24 protein-coding genes and 1 tRNA gene are annotated in these 24,027 nt (G+C 65.1%); 15 read left to right on the forward strand and 10 right to left on the reverse strand.

All coding sequences use genetic code 11. The features are described 5' to 3' along the window. Positions 1 to 32: 32 nt before the first annotated feature. Both mshD and ACSLGO_RS01855 read right to left on the reverse strand, forming a co-directional pair. Positions 33 to 1,004 carry a mycothiol synthase gene (gene mshD, locus ACSLGO_RS01850; RefSeq protein WP_436399777.1) on the reverse strand — a complete coding sequence of 324 codons (972 nt, stop codon included), beginning with the start codon at positions 1,002 to 1,004 and terminating at the stop codon, positions 33 to 35. A 41-nt stretch (positions 1,005 to 1,045) separates the two neighbouring features. Further along, positions 1,046 to 1,756, reverse strand: coding sequence for a winged helix-turn-helix transcriptional regulator (locus tag ACSLGO_RS01855; RefSeq protein ID WP_091602542.1), 711 nt, complete (start codon positions 1,754 to 1,756; stop codon positions 1,046 to 1,048). A 137-nt stretch (positions 1,757 to 1,893) separates the two neighbouring features. Between ACSLGO_RS01855 and ACSLGO_RS01860 the strand changes: the two genes are divergently transcribed. The 4 genes from ACSLGO_RS01860 (at position 1,894) to ACSLGO_RS01875 (ending at position 5,086) form a co-directional block, all read left to right on the forward strand. Next, entirely contained in the window at positions 1,894 to 2,646 is a 753-nt protein-coding gene (locus ACSLGO_RS01860; protein WP_152273721.1) for a hypothetical protein, read from the forward strand. A gap of 217 nt (positions 2,647 to 2,863) precedes the next feature. Further along, positions 2,864 to 3,463 (forward strand): FABP family protein, encoded by a 600-nt coding sequence (locus ACSLGO_RS01865; RefSeq protein ID WP_091602548.1) that lies wholly within the window; start codon positions 2,864 to 2,866, stop codon positions 3,461 to 3,463. Positions 3,464 to 3,519: 56 nt separating this feature from the next. Then, positions 3,520 to 4,617, forward strand: a complete 1,098-nt coding sequence (gene ygfZ / locus ACSLGO_RS01870) for a CAF17-like 4Fe-4S cluster assembly/insertion protein YgfZ (RefSeq protein WP_436399778.1) — start codon at positions 3,520 to 3,522, stop codon at positions 4,615 to 4,617. 64 nt (positions 4,618 to 4,681) lie between these two features. Then, a complete protein-coding gene (locus ACSLGO_RS01875; protein ID WP_263127459.1) occupies positions 4,682 to 5,086 on the forward strand; it encodes an ankyrin repeat domain-containing protein in 405 nt (134 codons plus the stop codon). A 56-nt stretch (positions 5,087 to 5,142) separates the two neighbouring features. Here the strand turns inward: ACSLGO_RS01875 and ACSLGO_RS01880 are convergent, their stop codons facing one another. From ACSLGO_RS01880 to ACSLGO_RS01900, 5 genes are all read right to left on the reverse strand, one after another. Beyond that, positions 5,143 to 5,862, reverse strand: a complete 720-nt coding sequence (locus tag ACSLGO_RS01880) for a GNAT family N-acetyltransferase (protein WP_091602557.1) — start codon at positions 5,860 to 5,862, stop codon at positions 5,143 to 5,145. A gap of 65 nt (positions 5,863 to 5,927) precedes the next feature. Further along, positions 5,928 to 6,956, reverse strand: coding sequence for a 6-phosphofructokinase (locus ACSLGO_RS01885; RefSeq protein WP_091602560.1), 1,029 nt, complete (start codon positions 6,954 to 6,956; stop codon positions 5,928 to 5,930). A gap of 153 nt (positions 6,957 to 7,109) precedes the next feature. Further along, complete coding sequence (locus tag ACSLGO_RS01890; protein ID WP_325785823.1) at positions 7,110 to 7,349, reverse strand: PspC domain-containing protein; 240 nt, start codon at positions 7,347 to 7,349, stop codon at positions 7,110 to 7,112. Positions 7,350 to 7,430: 81 nt separating this feature from the next. After that, on the reverse strand, positions 7,431 to 7,724 hold the full coding sequence (locus ACSLGO_RS01895) for a hypothetical protein (RefSeq protein ID WP_226802303.1): 294 nt from the start codon (positions 7,722 to 7,724) through the stop codon (positions 7,431 to 7,433). After that, positions 7,721 to 9,214, reverse strand: coding sequence for a PspC domain-containing protein (locus ACSLGO_RS01900; protein WP_436399779.1), 1,494 nt, complete (start codon positions 9,212 to 9,214; stop codon positions 7,721 to 7,723). The genes ACSLGO_RS01895 and ACSLGO_RS01900 overlap by 4 nt, the downstream gene beginning before the upstream one ends. A gap of 134 nt (positions 9,215 to 9,348) precedes the next feature. Here ACSLGO_RS01900 and ACSLGO_RS01905 point away from each other — a divergent pair, with 134 nt between their 5' ends. Both ACSLGO_RS01905 and ACSLGO_RS01910 read left to right on the forward strand, forming a co-directional pair. Then, positions 9,349 to 10,623 carry an ATP-binding protein gene (locus ACSLGO_RS01905; RefSeq protein WP_436399780.1) on the forward strand — a complete coding sequence of 425 codons (1,275 nt, stop codon included), beginning with the start codon at positions 9,349 to 9,351 and terminating at the stop codon, positions 10,621 to 10,623. Further along, on the forward strand, positions 10,620 to 11,279 hold the full coding sequence (locus ACSLGO_RS01910; RefSeq protein ID WP_325785821.1) for a response regulator transcription factor: 660 nt from the start codon (positions 10,620 to 10,622) through the stop codon (positions 11,277 to 11,279). The genes ACSLGO_RS01905 and ACSLGO_RS01910 overlap by 4 nt, the downstream gene beginning before the upstream one ends. On the opposite strand, the gene ACSLGO_RS01915 is transcribed toward ACSLGO_RS01910, so the two are convergent. Next, positions 11,276 to 12,499, reverse strand: coding sequence for a pyridoxal phosphate-dependent aminotransferase (locus ACSLGO_RS01915; RefSeq protein WP_263127453.1), 1,224 nt, complete (start codon positions 12,497 to 12,499; stop codon positions 11,276 to 11,278). The genes ACSLGO_RS01910 and ACSLGO_RS01915 overlap by 4 nt on opposite strands. A 380-nt stretch (positions 12,500 to 12,879) precedes the next feature. On the opposite strand from ACSLGO_RS01915, the gene ACSLGO_RS01920 reads away from it, so the two are divergent. The 8 genes from ACSLGO_RS01920 (at position 12,880) to rplL (ending at position 18,101) form a co-directional block, all read left to right on the forward strand. Beyond that, positions 12,880 to 12,952: transfer RNA gene (locus ACSLGO_RS01920), tRNA-Trp, on the forward strand. Between the two features lie 102 nt (positions 12,953 to 13,054). Continuing rightward, entirely contained in the window at positions 13,055 to 13,324 is a 270-nt protein-coding gene (secE, locus tag ACSLGO_RS01925) for a preprotein translocase subunit SecE (RefSeq protein ID WP_091602578.1), read from the forward strand. Positions 13,325 to 13,422: 98 nt separating this feature from the next. After that, entirely contained in the window at positions 13,423 to 14,220 is a 798-nt protein-coding gene (gene nusG, locus ACSLGO_RS01930) for a transcription termination/antitermination protein NusG (RefSeq protein WP_091602581.1), read from the forward strand. A 126-nt stretch (positions 14,221 to 14,346) separates the two neighbouring features. After that, on the forward strand, positions 14,347 to 14,778 hold the full coding sequence (gene rplK / locus ACSLGO_RS01935) for a 50S ribosomal protein L11 (RefSeq protein WP_091602584.1): 432 nt from the start codon (positions 14,347 to 14,349) through the stop codon (positions 14,776 to 14,778). 134 nt (positions 14,779 to 14,912) lie between these two features. Beyond that, positions 14,913 to 15,620: a 50S ribosomal protein L1 gene (gene rplA, locus ACSLGO_RS01940; protein WP_091602587.1), complete on the forward strand. Its 708-nt coding sequence runs from the start codon at positions 14,913 to 14,915 to the stop codon at positions 15,618 to 15,620. A gap of 123 nt (positions 15,621 to 15,743) precedes the next feature. Beyond that, positions 15,744 to 16,817 (forward strand): GNAT family N-acetyltransferase, encoded by a 1,074-nt coding sequence (locus tag ACSLGO_RS01945; RefSeq protein WP_436399781.1) that lies wholly within the window; start codon positions 15,744 to 15,746, stop codon positions 16,815 to 16,817. Between the two features lie 278 nt (positions 16,818 to 17,095). Continuing rightward, on the forward strand, positions 17,096 to 17,662 hold the full coding sequence (gene rplJ / locus ACSLGO_RS01950; RefSeq protein WP_091602593.1) for a 50S ribosomal protein L10: 567 nt from the start codon (positions 17,096 to 17,098) through the stop codon (positions 17,660 to 17,662). Positions 17,663 to 17,723: 61 nt separating this feature from the next. Beyond that, a complete protein-coding gene (gene rplL, locus ACSLGO_RS01955; protein ID WP_091602597.1) occupies positions 17,724 to 18,101 on the forward strand; it encodes a 50S ribosomal protein L7/L12 in 378 nt (125 codons plus the stop codon). Between the two features lie 84 nt (positions 18,102 to 18,185). Here rplL and ACSLGO_RS01960 read toward each other — a convergent pair whose 3' ends face one another. Continuing rightward, positions 18,186 to 18,638, reverse strand: coding sequence for an aminoacyl-tRNA deacylase (locus ACSLGO_RS01960; protein WP_419243079.1), 453 nt, complete (start codon positions 18,636 to 18,638; stop codon positions 18,186 to 18,188). A gap of 33 nt (positions 18,639 to 18,671) precedes the next feature. Next, positions 18,672 to 19,892: an acetyl-CoA C-acetyltransferase gene (locus ACSLGO_RS01965; RefSeq protein WP_091602604.1), complete on the reverse strand. Its 1,221-nt coding sequence runs from the start codon at positions 19,890 to 19,892 to the stop codon at positions 18,672 to 18,674. Positions 19,893 to 20,503: 611 nt separating this feature from the next. Here ACSLGO_RS01965 and rpoB point away from each other — a divergent pair. Then, a complete protein-coding gene (gene rpoB / locus ACSLGO_RS01970; protein WP_091602607.1) occupies positions 20,504 to 24,004 on the forward strand; it encodes a DNA-directed RNA polymerase subunit beta in 3,501 nt (1,166 codons plus the stop codon). The last annotated feature ends 23 nt before the right edge of the window (positions 24,005 to 24,027 follow it).

A 24,027-nucleotide genomic window follows, 5' to 3' on the forward strand; every position in this document is an offset into this window, starting at 1 on the left:
GCCCTCTCCTCAACCCTACAATCAGCAGGCGGCTATTCGGCGGCGTACATCACGTCCACGTCCCAGCGCACAAAGCCCAGCTTGCGGTAGAGGGACACCGCTGCCGTGTTGTCTGCGTCTACATAGAGCATGACGGCGTCCAGGCCGGAGTCGTGCAGGTAGCTGATACCGGCAAGGGTCAGGGCTTTTCCAAGTCCTGTTCCCTGCGCCTGGGGAGTCACGCCCACCACGTAGACCTCCCCGATGGCCGGGTGGCTCCCGCTGCGGGGATGGACCTTGGTCCAGTGGAAGCCCAGCAGCTCGCCGTCGGATTCGCGGACGGCGAGCAGGAAACCGCTGGGATCGAACCAGTCTTCGGCCATTCTCGCTTCGAGGTCCGCCCGGGTCATGGATCCCTGCTCCGGGTGGTGGGCGAATGCGGCGGCGTTTGCCGCGAGCCAGGCGTCCTCATCCTGGCCGGGAACGAAGGCACGTACCTGCACGCCGTCGGGTACCTTGGCCGTGGGCAGGCCCTGGGACAGCGCGTCGTGGGAGAGCCGCATCCGCCACAGCTCGCGCACCGGGTGGAACCCGAAGCGGGCAGCGAGCTTCACCGCCGCTTCATGGTTCCCGTGTGACCAGGCCTTGAAGTCCTGCCCGGAGTCCTTCCGCGCGGCTTCTGCCAATGCGGTGCCAACACCCTTGTTGCGGTAATTGGGGTGGACCACCAGTTCCAGTACGCCGGGCTCGTCCTCAGCTGAGACGGTGAGCACGGCGGCCCCGGCGAGTTCCTGCGCGGTGGCGGGGTCCGAGTGCTCGTCATGGGTCAGTGCCAGGAAGACCCGTACCTGGTCCGGGTCCGCGCTGGTTGAGCGCAGGTCAACCAGTGTCTGCTCGGAGAAAGGGGGATTGCCGTCGGCTTCGGCAGCTGCCGCGGCCAGCTCCAGGATGCCGCGGAGCGCGGATTCTTCCGGGGTGCCGCGCGTAGTGAGGACAGGCCATGTGGTCAGGGGGTTCTCGCTCATTGAAGAAGACTAACCACTCAGGCCGCAGTACGGGAGACGGCTTACGCTTCGTGCCCGGCCACGGCTGCCTGCTCCTCGTGGGTGCGTGCCTTCGCGAAGCGGTAGCCGACGTTGCGGACGGTGCCGATCAGGTTCTCATGGTCAGGGCCCAGCTTCGCCCTCAGCCGCCGGACGTGGACGTCCACGGTGCGGGTGCCGCCGTAGTAGTCGTAGCCCCACACCTCATGCAGGAGCTGGTCGCGGGTGAAGACCCGCCCGGGGTGCTGTGCGAGGTACTTGAGCAGTTCAAACTCTTTGTAGGTCAGGTTCAGGGCCGTGCCGCTGACGCGGGCGGTGTAGCTGGCCTCATCAATGACGACGCCGGAGGCGTGGATTTCGGTGCTGGATTCCTCCGCGGCCGCCTGGGTCCGGGAAACGGCCAGGCGAAGCCGGGCTTCCAGTTCGGCAGGACCTGCGGTGTCCAGGACGACGTCGTCTGCCAGCCAGTTGGCCGCGACCGCGGCCATCCCGCCCTCCGTAAGGACCAGAACCAGGGGAGTGCCCAGGCCGGTTGCCTTGAGCAGCTGGGTTAGTGAGCGCGCACCAACCAGGTCCTTGCGTGCGTCAACGAGGACGACGTCGCACGGGTCGATGTCCAGGAGTGCGGTTGGTTCCGCGGGGAGGATGTGGACCCTGTGGTTGAGCAGTTCCAGGGCAGGGAGGACTTCAACTGATGACCCCGGGCTGTTGGTCAGGAGCAGAATGTGCGACATAGTTCCTCCGAAAATTAGGCGCACATCATCGGGCACGTTATCCCATCCGGTCCCCAGCGGCCGAAGAGTGGTTGAAAGTATACCCAGCGGCGACCCGGCGCCCTGTAGCTTTTATCCGCGCTGCGTAATAAGGCAGTATGACTAGGGTGAAACTTTGGAGCATAGCGGTGCCGGCGGCAACTGTACTGGTCGGAATCGTGGCGGCATCCTTTGTTTCCCCCGAAGCCACGGCACTGTTCACCGGAGCCGCCGCTGCAGTGGCTGGTTTCGGCTGGCCCTATCTCCTTGGTGTCCCGGCCCGCAAGACCCAGGGGCTGGTGCTTGCACTCGTCGGCGCAGGCGGGGTTGCAGCCGCCTACTTCGCACCCGCCACCGCCATGCTTACCTGGATGCCCGGCATCGTCGCCGTTGGCGTAGGGGCTGTGTTCCTCATCCAGCTGCTGCGCGGCACGGGGCAGCCGCACCGGCTTGAGTCCACGATCGGCGTGATCGCCGGGGCCCTCGTTGCGGGAATGGCAGCGGGTTGGGTCGCAGCGGACCGCCTGCCGGGCGGGAATGGATCCGAAGGACTCATCTCTGCCGGAGCCGCGGCCATCGCAGTGGCCATCCTGATCTCCCTGATTCCGCTTGCGGACCGCATTACCGCACCGATCGGCGTCGTTGCCGGGGCCCTCGCGGGCGCCGGGGCAGCCGCACTGGTGACCGGCCTGCCTCTGGCGGCGGGTGCCTTCGTCGGAGTGCTGTGTGCAGCGGTGATCGTTGCCGTACGCCGGCTCGTGCTGATCCGGGACGATTCTCCGGGCGTCCTGGGAATCATCGCGGCGGGCGCCTCCCCGGTACTGGCTCTGGGTACCGCCGTGTACTTTGCCGGCCGGCTCCTGGTCCCCTAGGTCCGCGGCCGGGAGTCACAAGAGACAAAGACCCTGCGGGGCGGGTTAGGATGTAGGCATGTCGCTTCTTGCTCTTGAAATCTTCTTCATTGTCCTTCTGGGTGTCACTGGCCTGGCCATGGCAGGTTTCGCAGCCCTCGTTGTTTCCCGCCTGTACAAAGGCCAGAAGTAACCCGAAACGCACAACCGCCCGAACTGACCAGGGAAGGGTCCGGCCATGCCAATGGAGATCCCCACAGACCTCACGCCCGAACTCGTGCCGCTGTCCTGGCTCCTGGGAGTCTGGGAAGGAACCGGCCGCCTTGGTGAAGGCGATGCGGAGTCCGAGCACTTCTCCCAGCGGGTCACGTTCCGGCAAAACGGCCTGCCCTACCTGCAGTACACGGCGGAGAGCTGGCTGACGGACGAGGCCGGGACAGTGCTGCGCCCCCTCGCCGTCGAGACCGGCTTCTGGGCACTGGACCGTCCGCTGAACGACGCCGACGGCGGCCCGGGCCTTATCCCCGCGGACATTGTCCCGGCCCTGCGCAGCGCCGACGAGGTTGAAGAACTCCGCAACGACTCAGGCGGCTTCGACATCACGGCAACCATCGTGCACCCCGGCGGGATTGCGGAACTCTATTACGGCCAGATCAAGGGCCCGCAGATCCAGCTCACTACGGATTTGGTGATGCGCGGCGTGAACTCCAAGGAGTACACCGCCGCCACCCGGATCTACGGGCTGGTAAACGGCGATCTCTACTGGCGCTGGGATGTCGCGGCCGATGGCAAGGCGCTTGAAGCGCATGCCTCCGCGATCCTCAAGAAGCGGGACTGATCCCCGCAGACCGGGGGACCGGAATACCACTACCCGGCTAGGACGTTGCACCTGACATGAGCATCAAAAGCCCTCTCCTTGTCCGCCACGGAGCCGTCGAAGCTTCCGGCGCTGATGCCGGTACGGCAGCCCACTACGGCGACCCCCTGCGTGAACAGCGTGCACTGGCACGCGGCGAAGCGATAACCGACCTCTCCAGCCGCGGCGTCGTCACCGTCAGCGGTGAAGACAGGCTGAGCTGGCTGAACACCCTTTCCTCCCAGCAGGTCACCAACCTTCGTCCGGGCGAAAGTTCGGAACTGCTGCTGCTCAGCATCCAGGGCCGGATCGAGCATGATGCCCGCATCCTGGATGACGGCGAACGGGCCTGGCTGATCGTGGAGGGCGCCGAGGCGCCGCAGCTGGCGGACTGGCTGAACAGCATGAAGTTCATGCTCCGGGTGGAGATCCAGGACGTAACAGCCGACTGGGCTGTGGCCGGCTCAGTTGCGCCGGTGCCGGCCTGGACAGACTTCGCCGTCTGGGCAGACCCCTGGCCTCGGGTAGGCCCGGGCGGGCACGCCTACACGGAGACGGCGGATCCTGCGCACCCCGGCCATGAGCGCCCCTGGTACGAATACCTGATTCCCCGGGAAGGGTTCGAAGCCGCCGTCGATGCGTCCGGACTGCCCCTGGCCGGGTCCATGGCCGCCGAGGCACTGCGCATCGCGGCGTGGCGCCCGCGCCTTGGCGCGGAGACGGATGACAAGAGCATTCCGCATGAGCTGGACCTGATCCGGACCGCCGTCCACCTTTCCAAGGGCTGCTACAAGGGACAGGAAACCATTGCCCGGGTGCACAACCTGGGCCATCCGCCGCGCCGGCTGGTTTTCCTGCAGCTGGATGGATCGCAGCACACCCTTCCGGCCGCCGAAAGTCCGGTCAAGCTCGGTGAGCGGGTCGTTGGCCGGGTGACCTCCGTGGCGCAGCACTACGAGATGGGGCCGGTTGCCCTGGCGGTGGTCAAGCGCTCGGTGGATCCGGAGGCGCAGCTGGTGGTTGAGGATGAAGGTGAACTCTACGCCGCGGCACAGGAACTCGTGGTTTCTCCCAACGCGGGTCAGGCCGTGGGCCGCCCCACCGGCCTCCTGCGGACTCCACGCTCCCGCGCCTAGCGCGGGGGCACTTCTGGCAGGATCTATCATCGCCGGCGGCTGCCGGCAGGGAAGGACAAGGTTGATGGCTGAGACACCGGACCAGGCACAGACGAACGCTGCAGACCCGGAGATGCTTGAACTCGCCGAACGGCTGTTCGACGGCGCCCGCCAGGGGGACACCGAACTGCTGCGGACCTACGTCAGCGCCGGGGTGCCCGTCACGCTGACCAACGCTGCGGGGGATTCACTGCTCATGCTTGCGGCCTATCACGGGCATGCCGGAACGGTGCAGTCGCTTGTCGAGCTCGGCGCCGACGTCAACACGCTCAACGACCGCGGGCAGTCTCCGCTGGCAGGTGCCGTGTTCAAGGGATATGCGGACGTTGTCCGCACCCTGCTGGCTGCCGGTGCGGATGCCGACGCCGGAAATCCGTCGGCGCGTGCCACGGCCGCCTACTTCCAGCGCGCGGACCTGCTCGAAGGCTAGTCGGAGGCGACGGGGCCCGGGCTTCACAGCAGCAATGCCAATCCGCCCGTGGACCGCTAGACCGGCAGGGACACCGAGGTGCAGAGCCCGGCTGAGACAAAGCCTGCCCCGGACGCCATGCGGCTGGCCCCCAGGTTGTTGGACTGGATGCGGGACTGCGGGATCAGCCCGGCTGCCATCGCGTCTTCCACGGCGATGGAGGTGACATAGGAACCGAGCCCCCGCATTCGGTGGTTCGGATCCGTGAGGGTTCCAACGTCCGCGAGGATCCCTTCCCGGATGCTGTAGCCCGCACCGGCAACGGGAACCGGTGTGCCGGGGCCCGTGTCGTCGACGAGGATGAAGAGGATCTCGCGGCCGGAGAGTTTGGCTTCCACGACGTCGTCCGGCGGGCACAGCCGCTCAAGGGCTTCGGCGTAGTGGTAGTCGTCCGCCACGGCAAGTTCTTCCGCCGCCGGGATCGGCGGATAGGAATCGGTGTAGTACAGGTGTTCCTCTGCCATTCCCCGGCCGCCGTGGTCGAGGGAGAGGCGCAGCAGCCCGGAGAAGCTGCTGAGCTCCTCAGTGCTTTTGGAACGCACCTGTTCGGCGGCCCACTCGGGGCCGGAGAAGACTTCGCGGCCGAACAGCCGGACGAACCTGACTTCGTTCGCTTCGTCGTGCACGTCGTAAATGCGCTCTTCGTCTTCCGCAGCTGAGAGAGCGTCGTCTTCCAGTCCCAGCCTGCGGGACCAGGCGAGCTGGATAATGGCAATTGTGCCGGGGTCAAGGTCCATAGGACTCAAGCTACACGGGTGTGCGCAGGGCGGCGCAAGGTTCGGATAGCAAACTGATAGGGGACCTAACCAAAAAGAATGGCCGCCTCGTTGTAGCGGTGCTCGGGAACGGTCTTGAGGTTGTCCAGGGCCTTCTCGAACCCTACGCGGACAATGTCGGTTCCATGCAGAGACACCATGGTTCCCCACAGTCCGTCCATGACCGAATCTACGGCAGCCATACCCAGCCGGGTGGCCAGGACACGGTCGAAGGCGGTGGGGACTCCGCCGCGCTGGATGTGGCCCAGCACGGTGGCGCGGGTTTCGATTCCGGTGCGCGCCTCGATTTCCGGGGCGAGCAGTTCTCCGATCCCGCCGAGCCGGGGACGGCCGAAGGAATCAAGTCCGCGTTCGGAGTGCGGCGCTTCCATGTCTGTGGTGACGAAGCCCTCCGCCACAACCACCAGGGGCGCGCGGCCACGGTCCCTGGCCTCGGTCACCCACTGGGCAATCTGGTCCAGGCTCACGGGCTTCTCGGGTATCAGGATGGCGTGGGCACCGGATGCCATGCCGGAGTGCAGGGCGATCCATCCCACATGGCGGCCCATGACTTCAGCGACCATGCACCGGTGGTGGGACTCGCCGGTGGTGCGGAGGCGGTCGATCGCTTCGGTGGCAATCTGGACCGCCGTATCGAAGCCGAAGGTGAAGTCGGTGGCGTCCAGGTCATTGTCCACGGTCTTGGGAACGCCGACGATCTTCAGTCCGGCGTCGGTCAGGCGCTGGGCGGCAGCGAGGGTACCTTCGCCGCCGATGGCGATCACGGCGTCGATCCCGAGCCGTTCGAGCGTCTTCCGGATGTTCTCGGGTCCGCCGTTGGGGCCCTCGAAGGGATTGGTGCGGGAGGTGCCCAGGATGGTTCCGCCCTGTTTGGAGATGCCGCGAACCCGGGTTCGGGGCAGGTCGATGACGTCGCCGTCGACCACGCCGCGCCATCCGTCGAGGAAACCGACGAACTCAACGTTATGGGTCTTGATCCCGTTGAGGACCGCTCCGCGGATGACCGCGTTCAGTCCGGGGCAGTCGCCCCCGCTGGTAAGGATGCCGATCTTCATTACGTGACCCCTGGATCTGGTAGGTGGGCGGCGGCCTCCTACGATTCTAGCCACGCCCGGCCCGGCGCACGGTGCCCGGCACTCCCACCGGGCGCGGCATGACGCGGATTGACCGCCGCTGCACGCAGGAGGACGTGCCGGGCCGGCGGGGAATCAGCGCTTAATGAGCTTCTCAAGCATGATCTTGCCGTCCGTGGTGGGCAGCAGGAGCCAGGCCACCAGGTACGTGCCGATGCCAATGAACGGCAGCAGGAAGCTCAGCAGGACCGCAATGCGGACGAGGGAAACATCCCAGCCGAATTTCAGGGCTATGCCGGCACAGATTCCTGCCAGCCAGCCGCCGCGGGCCCGTTTGATGGGGGAGGAGCGCAATATATCGAAAAACTTGTCCATCGGTTGATTCTTTCCTTCTTCGTCGATTCGTACACTCTTTGCCAGCCGTTTCGGCCAGGGGCGAAACGGTCGGGGGAAGTCCTACGCGGCGCGGTTCTTCCCCAGGACGGCCAGCAGGCCGCCAATAACCAGTGCCGCACCGGCCCCGATGAGCAGGCCCAGCAGGACAACCCCGGTGTCCAGCCGGATTCCGGTGAGCTGGACTGCGAGGATCAGGGCCCCCGCCACCGCAAGGACCAGGCCCCAGACGATTGTGCCTACGCGCAGCGGCCGGCGCTCGGGTTCGTTTTCCTGGACGTATCCGGCGTCCGAAGCTGCTCCGAAGACGGCCGGATCGGAGTCGTAGCTGCGTGGTTGGTTCGTGGATTCGCTCATCGGTCCAGGCTGCTTTCGTCCGTGGTCACCAGGACGTTGCTGGCGACACCTTTGATTTCAATGATGATGCGGTTGCCCCGTGCACCGGGGTTCAGTTGCCGCTCCTGCGGACCGACCCACAGGCCTCCCGCGGAGCTGTACCTGCCGTCGTGTTCGAGTTCCACGTTGCCAAGGGCCATCTCCGAGTAGACCGAGACGGGAACGTTGTCCGGCACCAGGATGCTGAGGTCCCCGGCCGCCACGCTCACCGGAACGGTGACGTCACCTTCCCTGAGTTCACCCGCCAGTCCGCGCAGGTCCAGGTTCCCGTCAGCAGCGGCGACGCTGTAGCCTTCAGACGCCGCGGCTGACTGGCTGGCACTCCAGTTGGACTGGTTGGCAACCACAAGGTTGCGGTAGGCGAAGCTGCCGTTGAACAGCAGGGCGGCGATCAGGGCAAGGACGCCGAGCCCTCCTGCGAGCCCGGAGGACCTGCCGGCCGCGCCCAGTCCCACAATCCCGAGTCCGAACACAACACCGGCTGCTGCCAGGGCCACCGTCACCGGAGATCCGGTCTCATAGATGCCGCTGTAGTCCAGGGCGAGCAGCACCCCTGCGGCCAGGAGGGCAAACCCGCAGATCAGGGCAACCCAGGACGCCGGCGGGTGGTAGCTGACGGTCTTGGGTTCCTTGCCCGGCGGGGGGAACTGCACGTAGTAGCCGCCAAATTCCGGGTTGGGGGCAGCTGCCTGCCCGGCTGCCGGCGCAGCGTGCGCGCCGTAGGAGAGGGGCATGGTCGGTGCCTCCGGGCCGGGATAGCCCGCCGGCCGCGGGTCCGTAGTGGCAGGGCCGGAAGCATGCGCCGCCGCATCCTGGGCGGCGTCCGTCTTTTCACCGTATGAGCCGGCCGAGGAGAAGCCCTGCGTGTGCGGCTGGTTCGGGTAGGCATCCCCCTGCGCAGCGCCGGCGGGCTGGCCTGCCGGGCTGTTGCCGCTCCCCAGGGGCTTGCCGTTGTTCCGCGTGGTGAGCCAGTAGATCCCCAGGACCAGCGCCGCTACCCAGAACAGGCCCCAGAATACGGACCCAAACCAACCGTCATTGGCCCAGAAGGAGATCCCGGGACCGCTCAGGCCCAGGACGGTAAAGACCAGGGCACCGGTCATCCCGGCGGTCCAGGAACCCCGGACGGCCCCTTCCAGGTGGATTCGTCCGTCCGGCTCGGGCAGCAGTGCCCAGGCAACGCCATAGAGGACGACGCCGATGCCGAAGATCGACAGCACGATCACCAGGCCGCGGACAAGGATCGGGTCCAGTCCGGTGCGCTGGGCGATGCCTCCGGCCACGCCGCCTATCCACCGGTCGGGGGAGCGGCGGATGCCCAGTTGGCGGATCCAGGCAAAGAATGAGTTCTCGGGGGCCGCGCCGTGCGGCGGTGTGCCGGGCATGGGCTGCGGTGCCGGCGGGGTGTGTTCCCCGCCGGGGTTTCCGGGGTCAGTTGAGTGCGGGTTCATGCTTCCAGTCTTCCAACCAGGGAACGATCGCACATCCGGGTTTCCCCTGAGCGGCCCCTGAACGTACCCCTGAACGGGGAGCCGGAAAGGAAATATGTGCTGGTGACCGGCCGTCGCCGTGCTTGGATTGGAGCATGAGACCTCCCCTGCTCCGCGCCCCCGAGAAGGTGGTTGCCGGTGTCTGTTCCGGGCTGGCAGTCCACCTCGGCATGCCCGCAGGGACCGTCCGCCTCCTCATGGTGGTGCTTGCGCTCGTGGGAGGTGCCGGCGTCGTTCTCTACGGCTGGCTGTGGATCATGGTGCCCACCGCTGAGGAACAGGCCGCGGCGGGGGACAGGAATCCCCGCAGCGTGGCTGAGAACTTCGCCCGGTACCTGCAGCAGGGCCCGCAGTCCCGGACGGGCGCTGCCGGTTTGATCGGCAGCCGCGAGATCCTGATTGGTCTCGCCCTGCTGGGCCTGGCTGCCACGGTGGTGGCCCAGGCACTCGGCGCGCAGATCAACCTCCAGCTGATCTTCCCGTTCGCCGTGATCGCTGCCGGGGCCGTCCTGGCCTGGTCACAGCTGGACGCGAGCCGGAAAGCCGGACTCGTTGCCGGTGCCGGAGCGGACCGGAAAATGGGGCTGCTTCGGCTCGCTGCCGGCCTGGTACTGGTCATTGCCGGTTTCCTGCTGGTCGTCTCCGGATCCATCACGTGGGACGTGCTGCTGGCTGCTTCCCTGGCTTCGCTGGCGGTCCTGGCGGGCATCGCCCTGGTGCTGGCACCCTGGGCGGTCCGCTGGTGGCGCGCGTTCCAGGCTGAACGCGCCGGACGGATCCGGCAGACCGAACGCGCGGAGATTGCTGCCCACCTCCATGACTCGGTGCTGCAGACGCTGGCCATGATCCAGAACCGCGCGGGCTCCGAGGCGGAGGTCATCAAACTGGCCCGTGCCCAGGAACGTGAACTGCGCCAATGGCTTTACGCCGACCCGGAGAAGGGCACAGGGACGCTGGCGGACGCGCTGAAGGGCGTGGCCGCGGAGGTTGAAGACGCCTACGGGCATCCGGTGGACTTCGTCGCCGTCGGAACCGCGGAGCTCACGGTCCAGAGTTCCGCGCTGGTGCAGGCGGCCAGGGCTGCGCTGTTCAACGCGGCGCAGCACGCCGGAGGCCAGATCTCCCTCTATCTGGAGTGCGGTCCCGAGGCCGCGGAGGTGTTCGTCCGTGACCGCGGCGCGGGCTTTGACCCGGATGCGATCCCGCAGGACCGGCTGGGCCTGCGGGAATCAATCATCGGACGCATGCAGCGCCACGGCGGCACCGCGCGGATCCGAACCAGCCCGACCGGCACCGAGATACATTTGGCATTGCCCCTGGCCGGAGCGGACGCACCGGCAGGACAGCAGAAGGAAGCGGAGAACACGTGAGCACGGCGGCAGAATCCATTGACGTGGTGGTGGTGGACGACCACGCCATTTTTCGGTCCGGGCTCAAGGCGGACCTCGACGCGCGGATCAACGTCGTGGCGGAGGCAGCCACGGTTGAAAGCGCAGTCGCGGCCATCCGCAGCGCCAGTCCCCAGGTAGTCCTGCTGGATGTCCACCTCCCGGGCGGCTCCGGGGGAGGAGGGGCGGAAGTCATCGCTGGATGCGCGGACCTCCTGGCCTCCACCCGGTTCCTGGCGCTGAGTGTTTCCGACGCCGCGGAGGACGTTGTCACCGTGATCCGCGCCGGAGCGCGGGGCTACGTCACCAAGACCATTTCCGGTGCGGAGATTTCCGACGCCGTTGTCCGGGTGGCCGGCGGCGACGCCGTGTTCTCACCCCGCCTCGCCGGCTTCGTCCTGGACGCTTTCGGAGCGTCCACAACCGTCAGCGTGGATGACGAACTGGACCGTCTCTCGGTCCGGGAACGCGAGGTCATGCGGCTGATTGCCCGCGGCTACAGCTACAAGGAGGTGGCCCGGGAACTGTTCATTTCGGTAAAGACCGTTGAGACGCACGTCTCCGCAGTCCTGCGGAAGCTGCAGCTCTCATCCAGGCACGAACTGACCCGGTGGGCTGCAGCCCGCAGGCTGCTCTAGGCCTTGGCCTTTCCCAGGAAATCCTTCAGCCGGTCCATGCCGGTGGCCAGGTCCTCGTCGCCCAGGGCGTAGGACAGGCGCAGGTACCCGGAGGGGCCGAACGCTTCGCCGGGAACCACGGCAACTTCCACCGCGTCCAGGATCAGCGCGGCGAGCTCCGCGGACGTCTGCGGACGGACCGGTCCCGCGGCGTTGGGGAATTCGCGGCCCAGCAGTCCCCGCACATCGGGGTAGGCGTAGAAGGCGCCCTCGGGCATCGGGCAGACGACGCCGTCGATCGAGTTGAGTGCCTCCACCATGGCGCGCCGGCGGCGGTCGAAGGAAACCTTCATCTCGTCGACTGCGGTGAGCGGACCCGAGACGGCGGCCAGCGCGGCCATCTGCGAGATGTTGGAGACGTTGGAGGAGAGGTGGGACTGGAGGTTGGTCGCAGCCTTGATGACGTCAGGCGCGGCGATCATCCATCCAACGCGCCAACCGGTCATGGCGTAGGTCTTGGCGACGCCGTTGAGGATCACCACCTTGTCACCCAGTTCGGGGCAGCGGGTGGCAATGGATGTGAAGGGCACGCCGCCGTAGGTGAGGTGCTCGTAGATCTCGTCGGTGACCACGAACAGGCCGTGGTCCGCGGCCCACATCCCAATCTCGGCGACGTCGTCGGACGGGTACACCGCGCCGGTCGGGTTGGAGGGGGAGACAAAGAGCAGCACCTTCGTGCGTTCCGTCAGGGCAGCGTCCAGCTGGGAGACAGTGACGCGGTAGTCCTGTTCCGGCCCCGCGAAGATCTCCACGGGAACGCCGCCAGCAAGGCGGATTGCCTCGGGGTACGTGGTCCAGTACGGAGTGGGGACCAGCACTTCGTCGCCTGGGTTGAGCAGGGTGGCGAATGCCTCGTAGACGGCCTGCTTGCCGCCGTTTGTCACCAGCACCTGGGACGGATCCACCGAATAGCCCGAATCTCGCAGCGTCTTTTCCGCGATCGCCTTCTTCAGCTCCGGCAGGCCGGAGGCGGGGGAGTAGCGGTGGAAGCGGGGATCCTGCGCGGCTGCAACGGCGGCGTCGACGATGTACCCGGGGGTCGGAAAATCGGGCTCGCCGGCACCGAAGCTGATGACCGGGCGGCCGGCAGCCTTCAGGGCCTTGGCCTTCGCGTCGACTGCAAGGGTGGCGGATTCCGCAATGGAGGCGATGCGCTCTGAGATTCGGCCGTTGGAAGGCATGGCGTTCCCGTCTGGTTTGGTACTGGATGCGTGCTGTATTGAGTTCGTACGTGCGTGTGGCCTGCGGTTTCGCCCGGAAGGACTGGGTCCTCCGGGAAGGGGCGCGGCGTTACCTTATGCAAGCCAAGCTTAGGCGTGCGGGGGAGACATTGCAGTCTTTTACAGTTCCGTGGCCGGGCGCGGTGCCCGGAATTACTCCCCGGCAGCCCGCTGCGGCCGCCGTCCGGATGCAGGGTTTGGGACGTGCCGGGAGTCCGGTTCGACTCGGGGGCAAAGATTGCGTAGACTTGTTCCTCGGTGTTGTTCTCTTGATGCTGGAGCATGCCCGCGGACCGGTTAGGTTATGAGCGGGATGTGCCGGTAAACTAGAACTCTCCCGAAGGGTAGTGGCGCAATTGGTAGCGCAGCGGTCTCCAAAACCGCAGGTTGCAGGTTCGAGTCCTGTCTGCCCTGCGCATGACGTCGGTTTCGCCGTCTAAAGCAGTCCTTCATGAAGCAGCGGTGCCCAGCCTGAGGCTGCGGACCCGTGAACCGAACAGATGAGTGAGGCGAAAGGTGACCGAGACAGCTGCCAGCAGCTCCAAGGGACACCCCTCCGGCAAGCCTGCGAAGAAGCGGGGCTTCTTCGGTGCCATTGCTCTCTTCCTGCGCCAGGTTATTGCAGAACTGAAGAAGGTTGTAACCCCCACCCGCAAGGAGCTGGTCCGGTTCACCATCGTGGTTCTCGCCTTCGTGGTGGTCATGATTATCATCGTGTCCCTTCTGGACTTTGTCTTTGGTGCTGGCGCACTGTGGATCTTCGGTTCGGGCGGCGGCGAAAGCTAGCCATCGAATTCCCTGCCGCCAGCCGCGCGGGGAAGGTCCGTTCGAAGAACTGAGCTAGTGACAGACCAATAGAGCTGAAGAAGAAAGCAGGAACCTACGTGTCCGAGCAAGAACTCGAATCACAGATCAATGACGAAACCGCTGATCTGGATACCGAGGATCAGGTGACCGAAGCAGCCGCTGCGGCGGATGCCGGTGACGCATCGGCCGAAGACGCGGAGAATGCTGACCAGGCTCCCGCCGAAGAAGCAGAGGCCGGCGACGAAACCCCTGCCGCAGCCGAGCCCGAAGAAGACCCCGTTGCCGCCTTCAAGGCAAAGCTGCGCCGCCAGGAAGGTGACTGGTACGTCATTCACTCCTACGCAGGTTACGAAAACCGCGTAAAGGCGAACCTCGAGACCCGCATCCAGACCCTTGACATGGAAGAGAACATCTTCCAGATCGAGGTTCCGATGGAAGAAGTCGTCGAGATCAAGAACACCACCCGCAAGATCGTGAACCGCGTCCGCATCCCCGGCTACGTGCTGGTGCGCATGGAACTCACGGATGCGTCCTGGGGCGTTGTCCGCCACACCCCCGGTGTGACCGGATTCGTCGGAAACGCACACAACCCGGTCCCGCTGAGCCTGGACGAAGTCTTCTCCATGCTTGAGCACACCGTGGTGTCCCCGAAGACCACCGCATCCGGTGCACCGGCGAAGGCAGCCCAGGCACCCATCGCCGTGGACTTCGAGGTTGGCGAGTCCGTGACCGTCAACGAGGGACCGTTCGAGACCCTCCCGGCCACGATCTCCGAGATCAAGCCCGAATCCCAGCAGCTGGTTGTCCTGGTGACCATCTTCGAGCGCGAAACCCCGGTTACGCTCTCCTTCGGACAGGTCACCAAGATCCAGTAACAGACTTCGCTGCGTGCAGGACTGCTTTATCCTGCACGGCAGCGTACGGCCGCCGCGCCACGGCGGCCACCAACCCGGACGGACGCTCCTGTCCTTCGGGAACTTATTTCAGAGAAGGACCCTTTCATGGCCCCCAAGAAAAAGGTCACCGGCCTTATCAAGCTGCAGATCAATGCAGGCGCCGCCAACCCGGCTCCTCCGATTGGTCCCGCCCTTGGCCAGCACGGTGTCAACATCATGGAATTCTGCAAGGCGTACAACGCTGCGACGGAATCCCAGCGCGGAAACGTCATCCCGGTTGAAATCACGGTTTACGAAGACCGTTCCTTCACCTTCATCACCAAGACGCCTCCGGCAGCCGAACTGATCAAGAAGGCTGCAGGCGTAGCCAAGGGTTCCGGCACCCCGCACACCGTCAAGGTTGCGAAGCTGACCCAGGCACAGGTCGAAGAGATCGCCACGCAGAAGATGGAAGACCTGAACGCCAACGACGTCCAGGCCGCCGCCAAGATCATCGCCGGCACCGCCCGCTCCATGGGCATCACCGTCGAAGGCTAATAACGCCTCACCGCACGGCCGAACGGCCGGGCACAACCAAAATCATTCAGCCGAACCGCCCGCAACGGGCGTCCGGCACGTGGCAGGGCCGAGCGCGGTCCGACAGACCACAACTGCACAAGGAGAAAAAGCAGATGGCAAAGCGCAGCAAAGCATATGAAGCCGCTGTGGCAAAGATCGACGCGGACAAGCTGTACGCGCCGGCCGAAGCCGTAGCACTGGCCAAGGAAACCAACCCGTCCAAGACGGACGCCACCGTTGAGGTTGCTTTCCGCCTGGGCGTTGACCCCCGCAAGGCTGATCAGATGATCCGCGGCACGGTCAACCTGCCCAACGGCACGGGCAAGACCGCCCGCGTCCTCGTCTTCGCCACCGGCGAGAAGGCCGAAGCAGCTATTGCTGCCGGCGCCGACTTCGTTGGTTCCGACGACATGATCGAAAAGGTCGCAGCAGGCTGGACCGACTTCGACGCCGCAGTGGCTACCCCGGACCTCATGGGCAAGGTTGGCCGCCTGGGCCGCGTGCTCGGCCCGCGTAACCTCATGCCGAACCCGAAGACCGGCACCGTGACCCCGAACGTCGCCAAGGCTGTCTCCGACATCAAGGGCGGCAAGATCGACTTCCGCGTCGACAAGCACTCCAACCTGCACTTCATCATTGGCAAGACGTCCTTCGACGCCCAGAAGCTGGCCGAGAACTACGCCGCTGCCCTGGAAGAAGTACTTCGCCTGAAGCCGTCCGCAGCCAAGGGCCGCTACATCCAGAAGGCAACCGTGACCACCACCTTCGGCCCCGGCATCGCCGTGGACCCGAACGTCACCAAGGTCCTCGCCGACGCATAGTCGACGTACCGCTTGGGGAGGATTCCTCCCCGCAAACGGCCGCAGCACATGCTGCGGCCGTTTTGTGTTTCCGGGGCGGTACACGCTTTGGTTCCGGAGGCGTTCTCCGGAAGGATGAGGAGCATGACCGACTTGTCCATTGAACCCCTGGTCCTGCCGCAGAGCACGGAATCGCCGGATGCGGAGGACTTCCTGGCTGCTGCCCGGATCTTCAACGCCCAGCAGCGCGAGATGTGGGGCAATGACGACTTTCTCGAGACGCCCCAGGCGCAGCTCGCCAGGCTGCGGAGCACACCCACCCGCCGGCGTCAGCTGCTGGTTGCCCGTGCCGGTGCCGGACAGCAGATCCTCGGCGTGGCCCAGGTGAGCTTTCCCCTGACTGACAACCTGCATACGGGCACGATGAACGTTGTGGTGGATGCCCGTTCGCGGCGAAGGGGCGTCGGAACGGCGCTTAGTGCTGCTGCCGAGAAGCTGGCCGCCGCAGACGGCCGGAGAGCGCTGATAGCCGAGACCGATCATCCGCTGCGTGGAAGCAAGGGCCCATCCGCCCAGGGACCGGCGTCGTTCATCCCGCAGGATGCCGCGGCTTGCTTCGCTGTGGCCCGCGGGTTCAACCTTGAACTCGTTGAGCGGATCAGCCGGCTTGACCTGCCGGAGGAAGGTGCCGCCGAAGGTTCTCCGGAGAGTGTCCCGGGTCCCGCCTACGAACTGCTCTTCTGGCAGGGCGCGTGCCCCGTTGAGCTGGTGGATGCCTATGCCCGGTTGAGGCAGAAAATGAGCACCGACGCTCCGCAGGGAGGGCTGGACCTGGCTCCGGAAGCCTGGGACGGTGAGAGGGTCCGTGAAGCCGAGGGCAAGGCCCACGCGATGGGGTATGACGTGCTCGTGTGCGCCGCACGACACAGGGCCTCGGGCGAGCTCGCGGGGCATACGGTGCTGGAAGTTAACCGGGGCAACCCGGCCGTGGCCTACCAGGACGATACGCTCGTGCTGCAGGGCCACAGAGGTAACGGGCTGGGAATGGTGATGAAGGCCGGAAACCTCCGGCGGCTGGGGCAGCTCTTCCCCGCGGTGCAGCGGGTCTACACCTGGAACGCGGAGGAGAACCGGTACATGCTCGCGGTGAACGAGCAGCTCGGATTCCGGGCCATCGGTTACGTAGGGGAGTGGCAGAAGCCGCTTTCCCGGGGCTAACCCGGATTTGGTCCCTGCCCGGATCTCCCGTACTCTTGAACTACCAAAGACCGTCGGTCGATGTGCCTTCAATCCCACAGCAAAGCTGAACCTTCAGTTTCCGTGTGTGGAATCCGGTTGGAGAACCATCCGAAAGTCCCTTCCAAGGGCGGCCTGCGCAGGTGAACGAAGTGAACTCCGGGAGAAATTCCGTTGAGTGCCGCCCCGTGCATCTGCCCGGGGCGTTTTTTGTGTTTGGGACCCGATCCACCGGCATTATTTTCCCCGGAAGGAGGGTTATGGCAACGCCAACCAAGGTGTCAGCAGTTGAAGAAATCACCAACGATTTCAAGGATTCAACCGCCGCTGTCCTAACCGAATACCGCGGGCTCACCGTTGCACAGCTCAAGGAGCTGCGCCGTTCGCTCGGCCAGGACACCAAGTACTCGGTCGTCAAGAACACCCTGACGGGCATTGCAGCCAAGGAAGCCGGCATCGACGCGTTCGATGGCCAGCTCTCCGGCCCCACTGCAATCGCCTTCATCAAGGGTGACGCAGTTGCCGCTGCGAAGAGCCTGACGGATTTTGCAAAGACCAACCCGCAGCTGATCATCAAGACCGGTATCTTCGAGGGCAACGCCCTTGACGCCTCCGGTGTTGCTGCCCTGGCTGCGCTCGAGTCCCGCGAGTTCCAGCTTGCCCGCGTCGCCGGTGTCCTCAAGGCCCCGATGTCCATGCTGGCCCGCTCGGTCGATGCCCTGCGCATCAAGCTCGAAGAAGAAGGCGGCGCTGCTGCTCCCGCTGCGGAGGAAGCCCCGGCTGCCGCAGAAGAAGCACCGGCCGCCGAAGCAGCCACCGAAGAGTAAATCCTCTTCACCCTCAACTCCCGGTGCCTTAGCGCACCACTTATAGGAAGGACGCCACATCATGGCGAAGCTCACCAACGAAGAGCTCATTGAAGCTTTCAAGGAACTGTCCATCATCGAGCTCTCCGACTTCGTGAAGCTCTTCGAAGAGACCTTCGACGTCACCGCTGCTGCTGTTGCAGTTGCCGGCCCGGCTGGCGGCGGCGCTGCTGAAGCTGCTGAAGAGAAGAGCGAATTCGACGTTATCCTCGAAGCCGCTGGCGACAAGAAGATCGCAGTGATCAAGGAAGTCCGCGCGCTGACTTCCCTGGGCCTGAAGGAAGCCAAGGACCTGGTTGACGGTGCTCCGAAGGCTATCCTCGAAGGCGCCAACAAGGAGACCGCTGACAAGGCGAAGGAAGCCCTCGAGGCTGCCGGCGCCACGGTTACCCTCAAGTAGTACCGCTTCTGCGGCACGCCGCAGGACAGAAAAAACCCCCGCTTCGTTTCGAAGCGGGGGTTTTTTCATGCGTGCATCCTGGCGCTAGGGGAGCGGATCGGTGATCTCCGCGACCGTGGCGTCCAAGGCTGTGAGCAGGGCATCCCCGTCAACAAAGAGGCTGGCTCCATGCTCACCGGCACCCATCGAGACCCGGCGGCCCCGAATGCCCGGTGCAGCAAAAACAGGCCACGCAACCGTGCTGCCCAGCGGCGTGATGGTGCCGCGGGCATAGCCGGTGGCCTCAAAGGCTTCATCGGCAGGCGGGAGCACCAGTTTGTTGGCGCCCGCGGCCGCACGGAGCTTAGGCCAGGAAATCTGGGCGTCCCCCGGCACCAGGACGAACAGGTACTCGCCCGCTTTGCGCCGGACAACGAGCGACTTCACGATGTCCGCCGGTGTAATGCCAAGCATTTCGGCTGCTTCGGCCAGGCTTCCAGCCGGCGGCCTGTCGACTACCTCAACGTCCAGGCCAAGGTGCGCCGCAGCGGCCAGCACGCGGCTCCGTCCAGCAGGTAGGGACTCCAAACCTTAGGCCCTGTACAGCAGCAGGGCTTCACCCTGTCCACCGCCTCCGCAGAGTCCGACGGCGGCGCGCCCGGAACCTCGGCGGTTCAGCTCGTGCGCCGCGTGCAGTGCAAGCCGGGCACCGGACGCACCGATGGGGTGGCCGAGGGCTATGGCGCCGCCGTGGATGTTGCAGTCCGCGAGGTCGACGCCGAGCTCCTGCAGCGACTGGACGGCTACGGAGCCGAACGCCTCGTTGATCTCGACAAAATCCAGGTCAGCCGCAGTCCAGCCGGCGCGCTTGAGCGCCTGCGCAATGGCATTGGAAGGCTGCGAGTGCAGGCTGTTGTCCGGCCCGGCAACTTGTCCGGGCATTCCGACGGCGGCAAGGATGGGCAGGCCCTGTTCCTCGGCGAAGGCACGCGTGGTCAGGACCAGTGCGCTGGCGCCGTCGGACAGCGGCGAAGAGTTGCCGGCCGTAATGGTGCCTTCCGGGTCGAAAGCAGGGCGCAGTCCCGCGAGAGTCTCCACCGTGGTGGCCGGGCGGACACCTTCGTCGGCCGTGAGCACCACGGGATCGCCCTTGCGTTGGGGAACGGTGACCGGGGTGATTTCGACGTCGAAGATCCCGGCTTCGGCGGCCGCGGCGGCCCGCTGGTGCGAAGCCGCGGCAACTTCGTCCTGTGCAGTCCGGCTAATGCCAAGGGCGCCGTTGCCCCGCTCGGTGGAAACACCCATGGACTCGTTGTCGAAGGCATCCGTCAGCCCGTCGTGGGCCACGGAGTCCAGCACGGACATGCTGCCGTAGTTCCAGCCCTGGCGGGAACCGGGCAGCACATGCGGCCCGCGGGTCATTGATTCCTGGCCGCCGGCCACCACCACGGTGGCCTCGCCGCCGCGGATGAGCCGTGCAGCGTCGATCACCGCCGCAAGGCCGGAGAGGCACACCTTATTGATGGTCACGGTAGGCACGTCCCAGCCCAGTCCTGCCTTGATGGCCGACTGGCGGGCCGGATTCTGGCCGCAGCCGGCCTGCACCACGTGGCCCATGATCACGCTGTCTACCTGGGAAGCGTCGACGCCGGAGCGCTCCAGGGCACCGGCAATGGCGAAGGCTCCCAGTTCGACGGCGGTGAAGGAGGCCAGCTGGCCGTTCAGCCGGCCCTGCGGGGTACGTGCGCCGCCCACTATGACAACTTCGGGTGCGGGCGCTGTTCCGGATCCTGCAAATGCGTCAGTGCTCATGGCCGCTAGTCCGCTTTCAATAGAGGTTTTAAGAGAGGTTTCGACAGAGGTTCCAACAGAGGTTCACGAGAAAATGATCCGATGGTCCTGCGGATTCGCCTATAGGCTACCCGCTTGCCGTGGCGGGGAACACATTTGGGTGCCAGGTCCGGAGCGGGTTTTGCGGGCCGCGGGGCACAGGCGCCGGAGCTGTGGACGGAAATCGCGCGGATCCGCCGGACTTGGGGTACTCTATGGAGGTAGCCACGCGTCACATCGGTTCGCTGGCACCGCCCGCAGCTCCCCGGCAGGAAGCCGCAGCGCAGGAACTTTGAAGATTCCCGCTGCAGGATCCGGGGTTGAGCTGGCAGGGGTTTCGATTACCGGGTAGACTTCTGTGTCCTAAATGCCCTATAGTAGATATTTGCTTCCCTCTCTTAACCTTCAGCCTTCATATAGCGGTGGGCTGTGTCACGGGCCAAGCGGCGTCCGAAGTGTCCACGCAGGCGTTCCAAACGCACACGCGCTGGGCATGCCACGGCGCCCGGGACCGCCAGGACGCACGCGGACCAGGTCCGTCAGTGCAGAGTGGGAGCGCGAAACACGCCTGAAGGTCTGTGGAAGGATCCCTCTTGGTCGCCTCGAGCACCTCTAATAATGCAACCGCTACCAATCCGGAGAACGCAGCTTCCCGGATTTCATTCGCAAAGATTCACGAACCGCTGGATGTTCCCAATCTTCTTGCCCTGCAGACGGACAGCTTTGACTGGCTCGTAGGCAACGAGCGCTGGAAGGAACGCCTGCGGAAGGCCCAGGAAGAGGGCGACGCCGGTTTCGCCACTACCTCCGGCCTCGCGGACATCTTCGAAGAAATTTCCCCGATCGAAGATTTCCAGGGCACCATGTCCCTGAGCTTCTCGGAGCCGGAATTCGCTGATCCGAAGTACACCATGGCCGAGTGCAAGGACCGGGACGCAACATACTCGGCACCGCTGTACGTCAAGGCCGAGTTCATGAACAACAACACGGGTGAAATCAAGCAGCAGACCGTGTTCATGGGCGACTTCCCGCTGATGACGGACAAGGGTACCTTCGTCATCAACGGCACCGAGCGCGTCGTCGTCTCGCAGCTGGTCCGTTCCCCGGGCGCCTACTTCGAGCGCGCCGCTGACAAGACCAGTGACAAGGACATCTACACCGCGAAGATCATTCCTTCCCGCGGTGCATGGTTCGAACTCGAAATCGACAAGCGGGACCAGGTTGGCGTCCGCCTGGACCGCAAGCGCAAGCAGTCGGTCACCATCCTGCTCAAGGCCCTCGGCTGGACCGAAGGCCAGATCCTGGAAACGTTCGGCGAGTACGACTCGATCCGCGCCACCCTGGAGAAGGATCCCACCGAAACCCAGGAAGATGCCCTGCTGGACATCTACCGCAAGCTCCGTCCGGGAGAGCCGCCCACGGTTGAGGCTGCCAAGACGCTGCTGGAGAACCTGTACTTCAACCCGAAGCGCTACGACCTGGCGAAGGTTGGCCGTTACAAGATCAACCGCAAGCTCGGCGTCGAAAAGCCGATTGGCGACGCTGACGCTTCGGTCCTGAACATCGACGACATCGTCGCGATGATCAAGTTCCTCGTGGCACTGCACGCCGGCGAGAAGACCATCCCGGGCAAGCGCGACGGCCAGGACGTGGACATCCGCGTTGAGGTTGACGACATCGACCACTTCGGCAACCGTCGCATCCGCGCCGTCGGCGAACTGATCGAGAACCAGATCCGCACCGGTCTTTCCCGCATGGAGCGTGTTGTCCGCGAACGGATGACCACTCAGGACGTCGAGGCAATTACGCCGCAGACCCTGATCAACATCCGTCCGGTCGTTGCTGCGATCAAGGAGTTCTTCGGAACCTCCCAGCTCTCGCAGTTCATGGACCAGAACAACCCGCTGGCCGGCCTGACCCACAAGCGCCGCCTTTCCGCGCTGGGCCCGGGCGGTCTGTCCCGTGACCGTGCAGGCATGGAAGTCCGAGACGTCCACCCCTCGCACTACGGACGCATGTGCCCCATCGAAACCCCTGAAGGCCCGAACATCGGCCTGATCGGTTCGCTGGCCTCCTACGCCCGGATCAACGCCTTCGGCTTCATCGAAACCCCGTACCGCAAGGTAGTGGACGGCGTCGTCACCGACCAGGTCGATTACCTGACCGCGGATGACGAAGTAGAGCGCACGATCGCACAGGCAAACGCCCCGCTGCGCGAAGACATGCACTTCGAAGAGGACCTCGTCCTCGTCCGTGCCCGCGGCGGATCCGGCGAGCCCGTGCTCGTCGAGCCCGAAGGCGTGGAGTACATGGACGTTTCCCCGCGCCAGATGGTGTCGGTTGCAACGGCCCTGATTCCGTTCCTCGAGCATGACGATGCCAACCGCGCCCTCATGGGTGCGAACATGCAGCGCCAGGCCGTGCCGCTGCTCCGTTCCGAGCGTCCCGTCGTGGGCACCGGTATGGAGAAGTACGCAGCCATTGACGCCGGTGATTCCGTCACCGCCGCCAAGGCCGGCGTCGTCACCGAGGTTTCGGCTGACCTGGTTACCGTCATGAACGACGACGGCACCGAGACCAGCTACCCGATCATGAAGTTCGCACGCTCGAACCAGGGCAACGCCTACAACCAGCGCGTGATCGTCTCCGAGGGCACCCGCGTTGAGGTCAACGACGTCATCGCCGACGGCCCCTCCACGGACCAGGGTGAACTGGCACTGGGCAAGAACCTGCTCGTGGCATTCATGTCCTGGGAAGGCCACAACTACGAAGATGCCATCATCCTCTCGCAGCGCATGGTCTCCGACGATGTCCTGACCTCGATCCACATCGAGGAGCACGAAGTCGATGCCCGCGACACCAAGCTTGGTGCCGAGGAAATCACCCGTGACATCCCGAACGTGTCCGAGGAAGTCCTCTCCCAGCTCGACGAGCGCGGCATCATCCACATCGGTGCCGAGGTCGAAGCAGGAGACATCCTGGTTGGCCGCGTGACCCCGAAGGGCGAAACGGAACTGACCCCCGAAGAGCGCCTGCTGCGCGCCATCTTCGGCGAGAAGAGCCGCGAAGTCCGCGACACCTCCCTGAAGGTTCCCCACGGCGAGTCCGGAACCGTCATCGGCGTGCGCATCTTCGACCGCGACAATGACGACGAGCTGCCCCCGGGCGTGAACCAGCTGGTCCGCGTTTACGTGGCCCACAAGCGCAAGATCACGGACGGCGACAAGCTGGCCGGCCGCCACGGCAACAAGGGCGTCATCTCCAAGATCCTCCCGATCGAAGACATGCCGTTCCTGGAAGACGGAACCCCCGTCGACATCGTCCTGAACCCGCTGGGTGTTCCGGGCCGAATGAACGTCGGACAGGTCCTGGAAATCCACCTCGGCTGGGCTGCCAAGCAGGGCTGGAAGATCGAAGGCGAGCCGGACTGGGTCAAGGACCTGCCCGCCCTGCCGCGTGAAACCGGACCCACCACCGTTGCCACCCCGGTGTTCGACGGCGCCAGCGAGGATGAAATCACCAACCTCCTGGACTCCACGAACGTCACCCGCGACGGCGACCGCCTGATCGGATCTTCCGGAAAGGCCCGCCTGTTCGACGGCCGCTCCGGCCAGCCGTTCCCGGATCCGATCTCCGTTGGCTACATGTACATCCTGAAGCTGCACCACCTTGTCGACGACAAGATCCACGCACGCTCCACGGGTCCGTACTCCATGATCACGCAGCAGCCGCTGGGTGGTAAGGCACAGTTCGGTGGCCAGCGCTTCGGTGAAATGGAAGTCTGGGCCCTGGAAGCCTACGGTGCCGCTTACACCCTGCAGGAACTGCTCACCATCAAGTCCGATGACATCCACGGCCGCGTCAAGGTCTACGAAGCCATCGTCAAGGGTGAGAACATCCCGGAGCCCGGCGTTCCGGAATCGTTCAAGGTGCTCATCAAGGAAATGCAGTCGCTGTGCCTGAACGTGGAAGTCCTTTCCACCGAAGGCAACACGATTGAAATGCGTGACTCGGATGAAGAAGTCTTCCGGGCCGCGGAAGAGCTGGGTATTGATCTGTCCCGCGCAGAGCCGAGCTCAGTAGAAGAGGTTTAGTGCTGGTCCGGGCCTTCGGGCCC

This window comes from Arthrobacter sp. IK3, from assembly GCF_051337705.1.
Classification (GTDB): Bacteria; Actinomycetota; Actinomycetes; order Actinomycetales; family Micrococcaceae; genus Arthrobacter_B; species Arthrobacter_B koreensis.

What these genes read in the sequence shown, in the direction of transcription:
- ACSLGO_RS01885 (WP_091602560.1), bottom strand. Translation starts at nt 6,956, where the DNA reads ATGAAGATCGGCATCCTTACCAGCGGGGGCGACTGCCCCGGACTGAAC.
- mshD (WP_436399777.1), bottom strand. Translation starts at nt 1,004, where the DNA reads ATGAGCGAGAACCCCCTGACCACATGGCCTGTCCTCACTACGCGCGGC.
- ACSLGO_RS01865 (WP_091602548.1), top strand. Translation starts at nt 2,864, where the DNA reads ATGCCAATGGAGATCCCCACAGACCTCACGCCCGAACTCGTGCCGCTG.
- rplJ (WP_091602593.1), top strand. Translation starts at nt 17,096, where the DNA reads ATGGCAACGCCAACCAAGGTGTCAGCAGTTGAAGAAATCACCAACGAT.
- ACSLGO_RS01965 (WP_091602604.1), bottom strand. Translation starts at nt 19,892, where the DNA reads ATGAGCACTGACGCATTTGCAGGATCCGGAACAGCGCCCGCACCCGAA.
- rplK (WP_091602584.1), top strand. Translation starts at nt 14,347, where the DNA reads ATGGCCCCCAAGAAAAAGGTCACCGGCCTTATCAAGCTGCAGATCAAT.
- ACSLGO_RS01895 (WP_226802303.1), bottom strand. Translation starts at nt 7,724, where the DNA reads ATGAGCGAATCCACGAACCAACCACGCAGCTACGACTCCGATCCGGCC.
- ACSLGO_RS01905 (WP_436399780.1), top strand. Translation starts at nt 9,349, where the DNA reads ATGAGACCTCCCCTGCTCCGCGCCCCCGAGAAGGTGGTTGCCGGTGTC.
- ACSLGO_RS01875 (WP_263127459.1), top strand. Translation starts at nt 4,682, where the DNA reads ATGGCTGAGACACCGGACCAGGCACAGACGAACGCTGCAGACCCGGAG.
- ACSLGO_RS01860 (WP_152273721.1), top strand. Translation starts at nt 1,894, where the DNA reads ATGACTAGGGTGAAACTTTGGAGCATAGCGGTGCCGGCGGCAACTGTA.
- rplA (WP_091602587.1), top strand. Translation starts at nt 14,913, where the DNA reads ATGGCAAAGCGCAGCAAAGCATATGAAGCCGCTGTGGCAAAGATCGAC.
- rplL (WP_091602597.1), top strand. Translation starts at nt 17,724, where the DNA reads ATGGCGAAGCTCACCAACGAAGAGCTCATTGAAGCTTTCAAGGAACTG.
- ACSLGO_RS01855 (WP_091602542.1), bottom strand. Translation starts at nt 1,756, where the DNA reads ATGTCGCACATTCTGCTCCTGACCAACAGCCCGGGGTCATCAGTTGAA.
- ACSLGO_RS01880 (WP_091602557.1), bottom strand. Translation starts at nt 5,862, where the DNA reads ATGGACCTTGACCCCGGCACAATTGCCATTATCCAGCTCGCCTGGTCC.
- ACSLGO_RS01945 (WP_436399781.1), top strand. Translation starts at nt 15,744, where the DNA reads ATGACCGACTTGTCCATTGAACCCCTGGTCCTGCCGCAGAGCACGGAA.
- ygfZ (WP_436399778.1), top strand. Translation starts at nt 3,520, where the DNA reads ATGAGCATCAAAAGCCCTCTCCTTGTCCGCCACGGAGCCGTCGAAGCT.
- ACSLGO_RS01890 (WP_325785823.1), bottom strand. Translation starts at nt 7,349, where the DNA reads ATGGACAAGTTTTTCGATATATTGCGCTCCTCCCCCATCAAACGGGCC.
- ACSLGO_RS01915 (WP_263127453.1), bottom strand. Translation starts at nt 12,499, where the DNA reads ATGCCTTCCAACGGCCGAATCTCAGAGCGCATCGCCTCCATTGCGGAA.
- ACSLGO_RS01900 (WP_436399779.1), bottom strand. Translation starts at nt 9,214, where the DNA reads ATGAACCCGCACTCAACTGACCCCGGAAACCCCGGCGGGGAACACACC.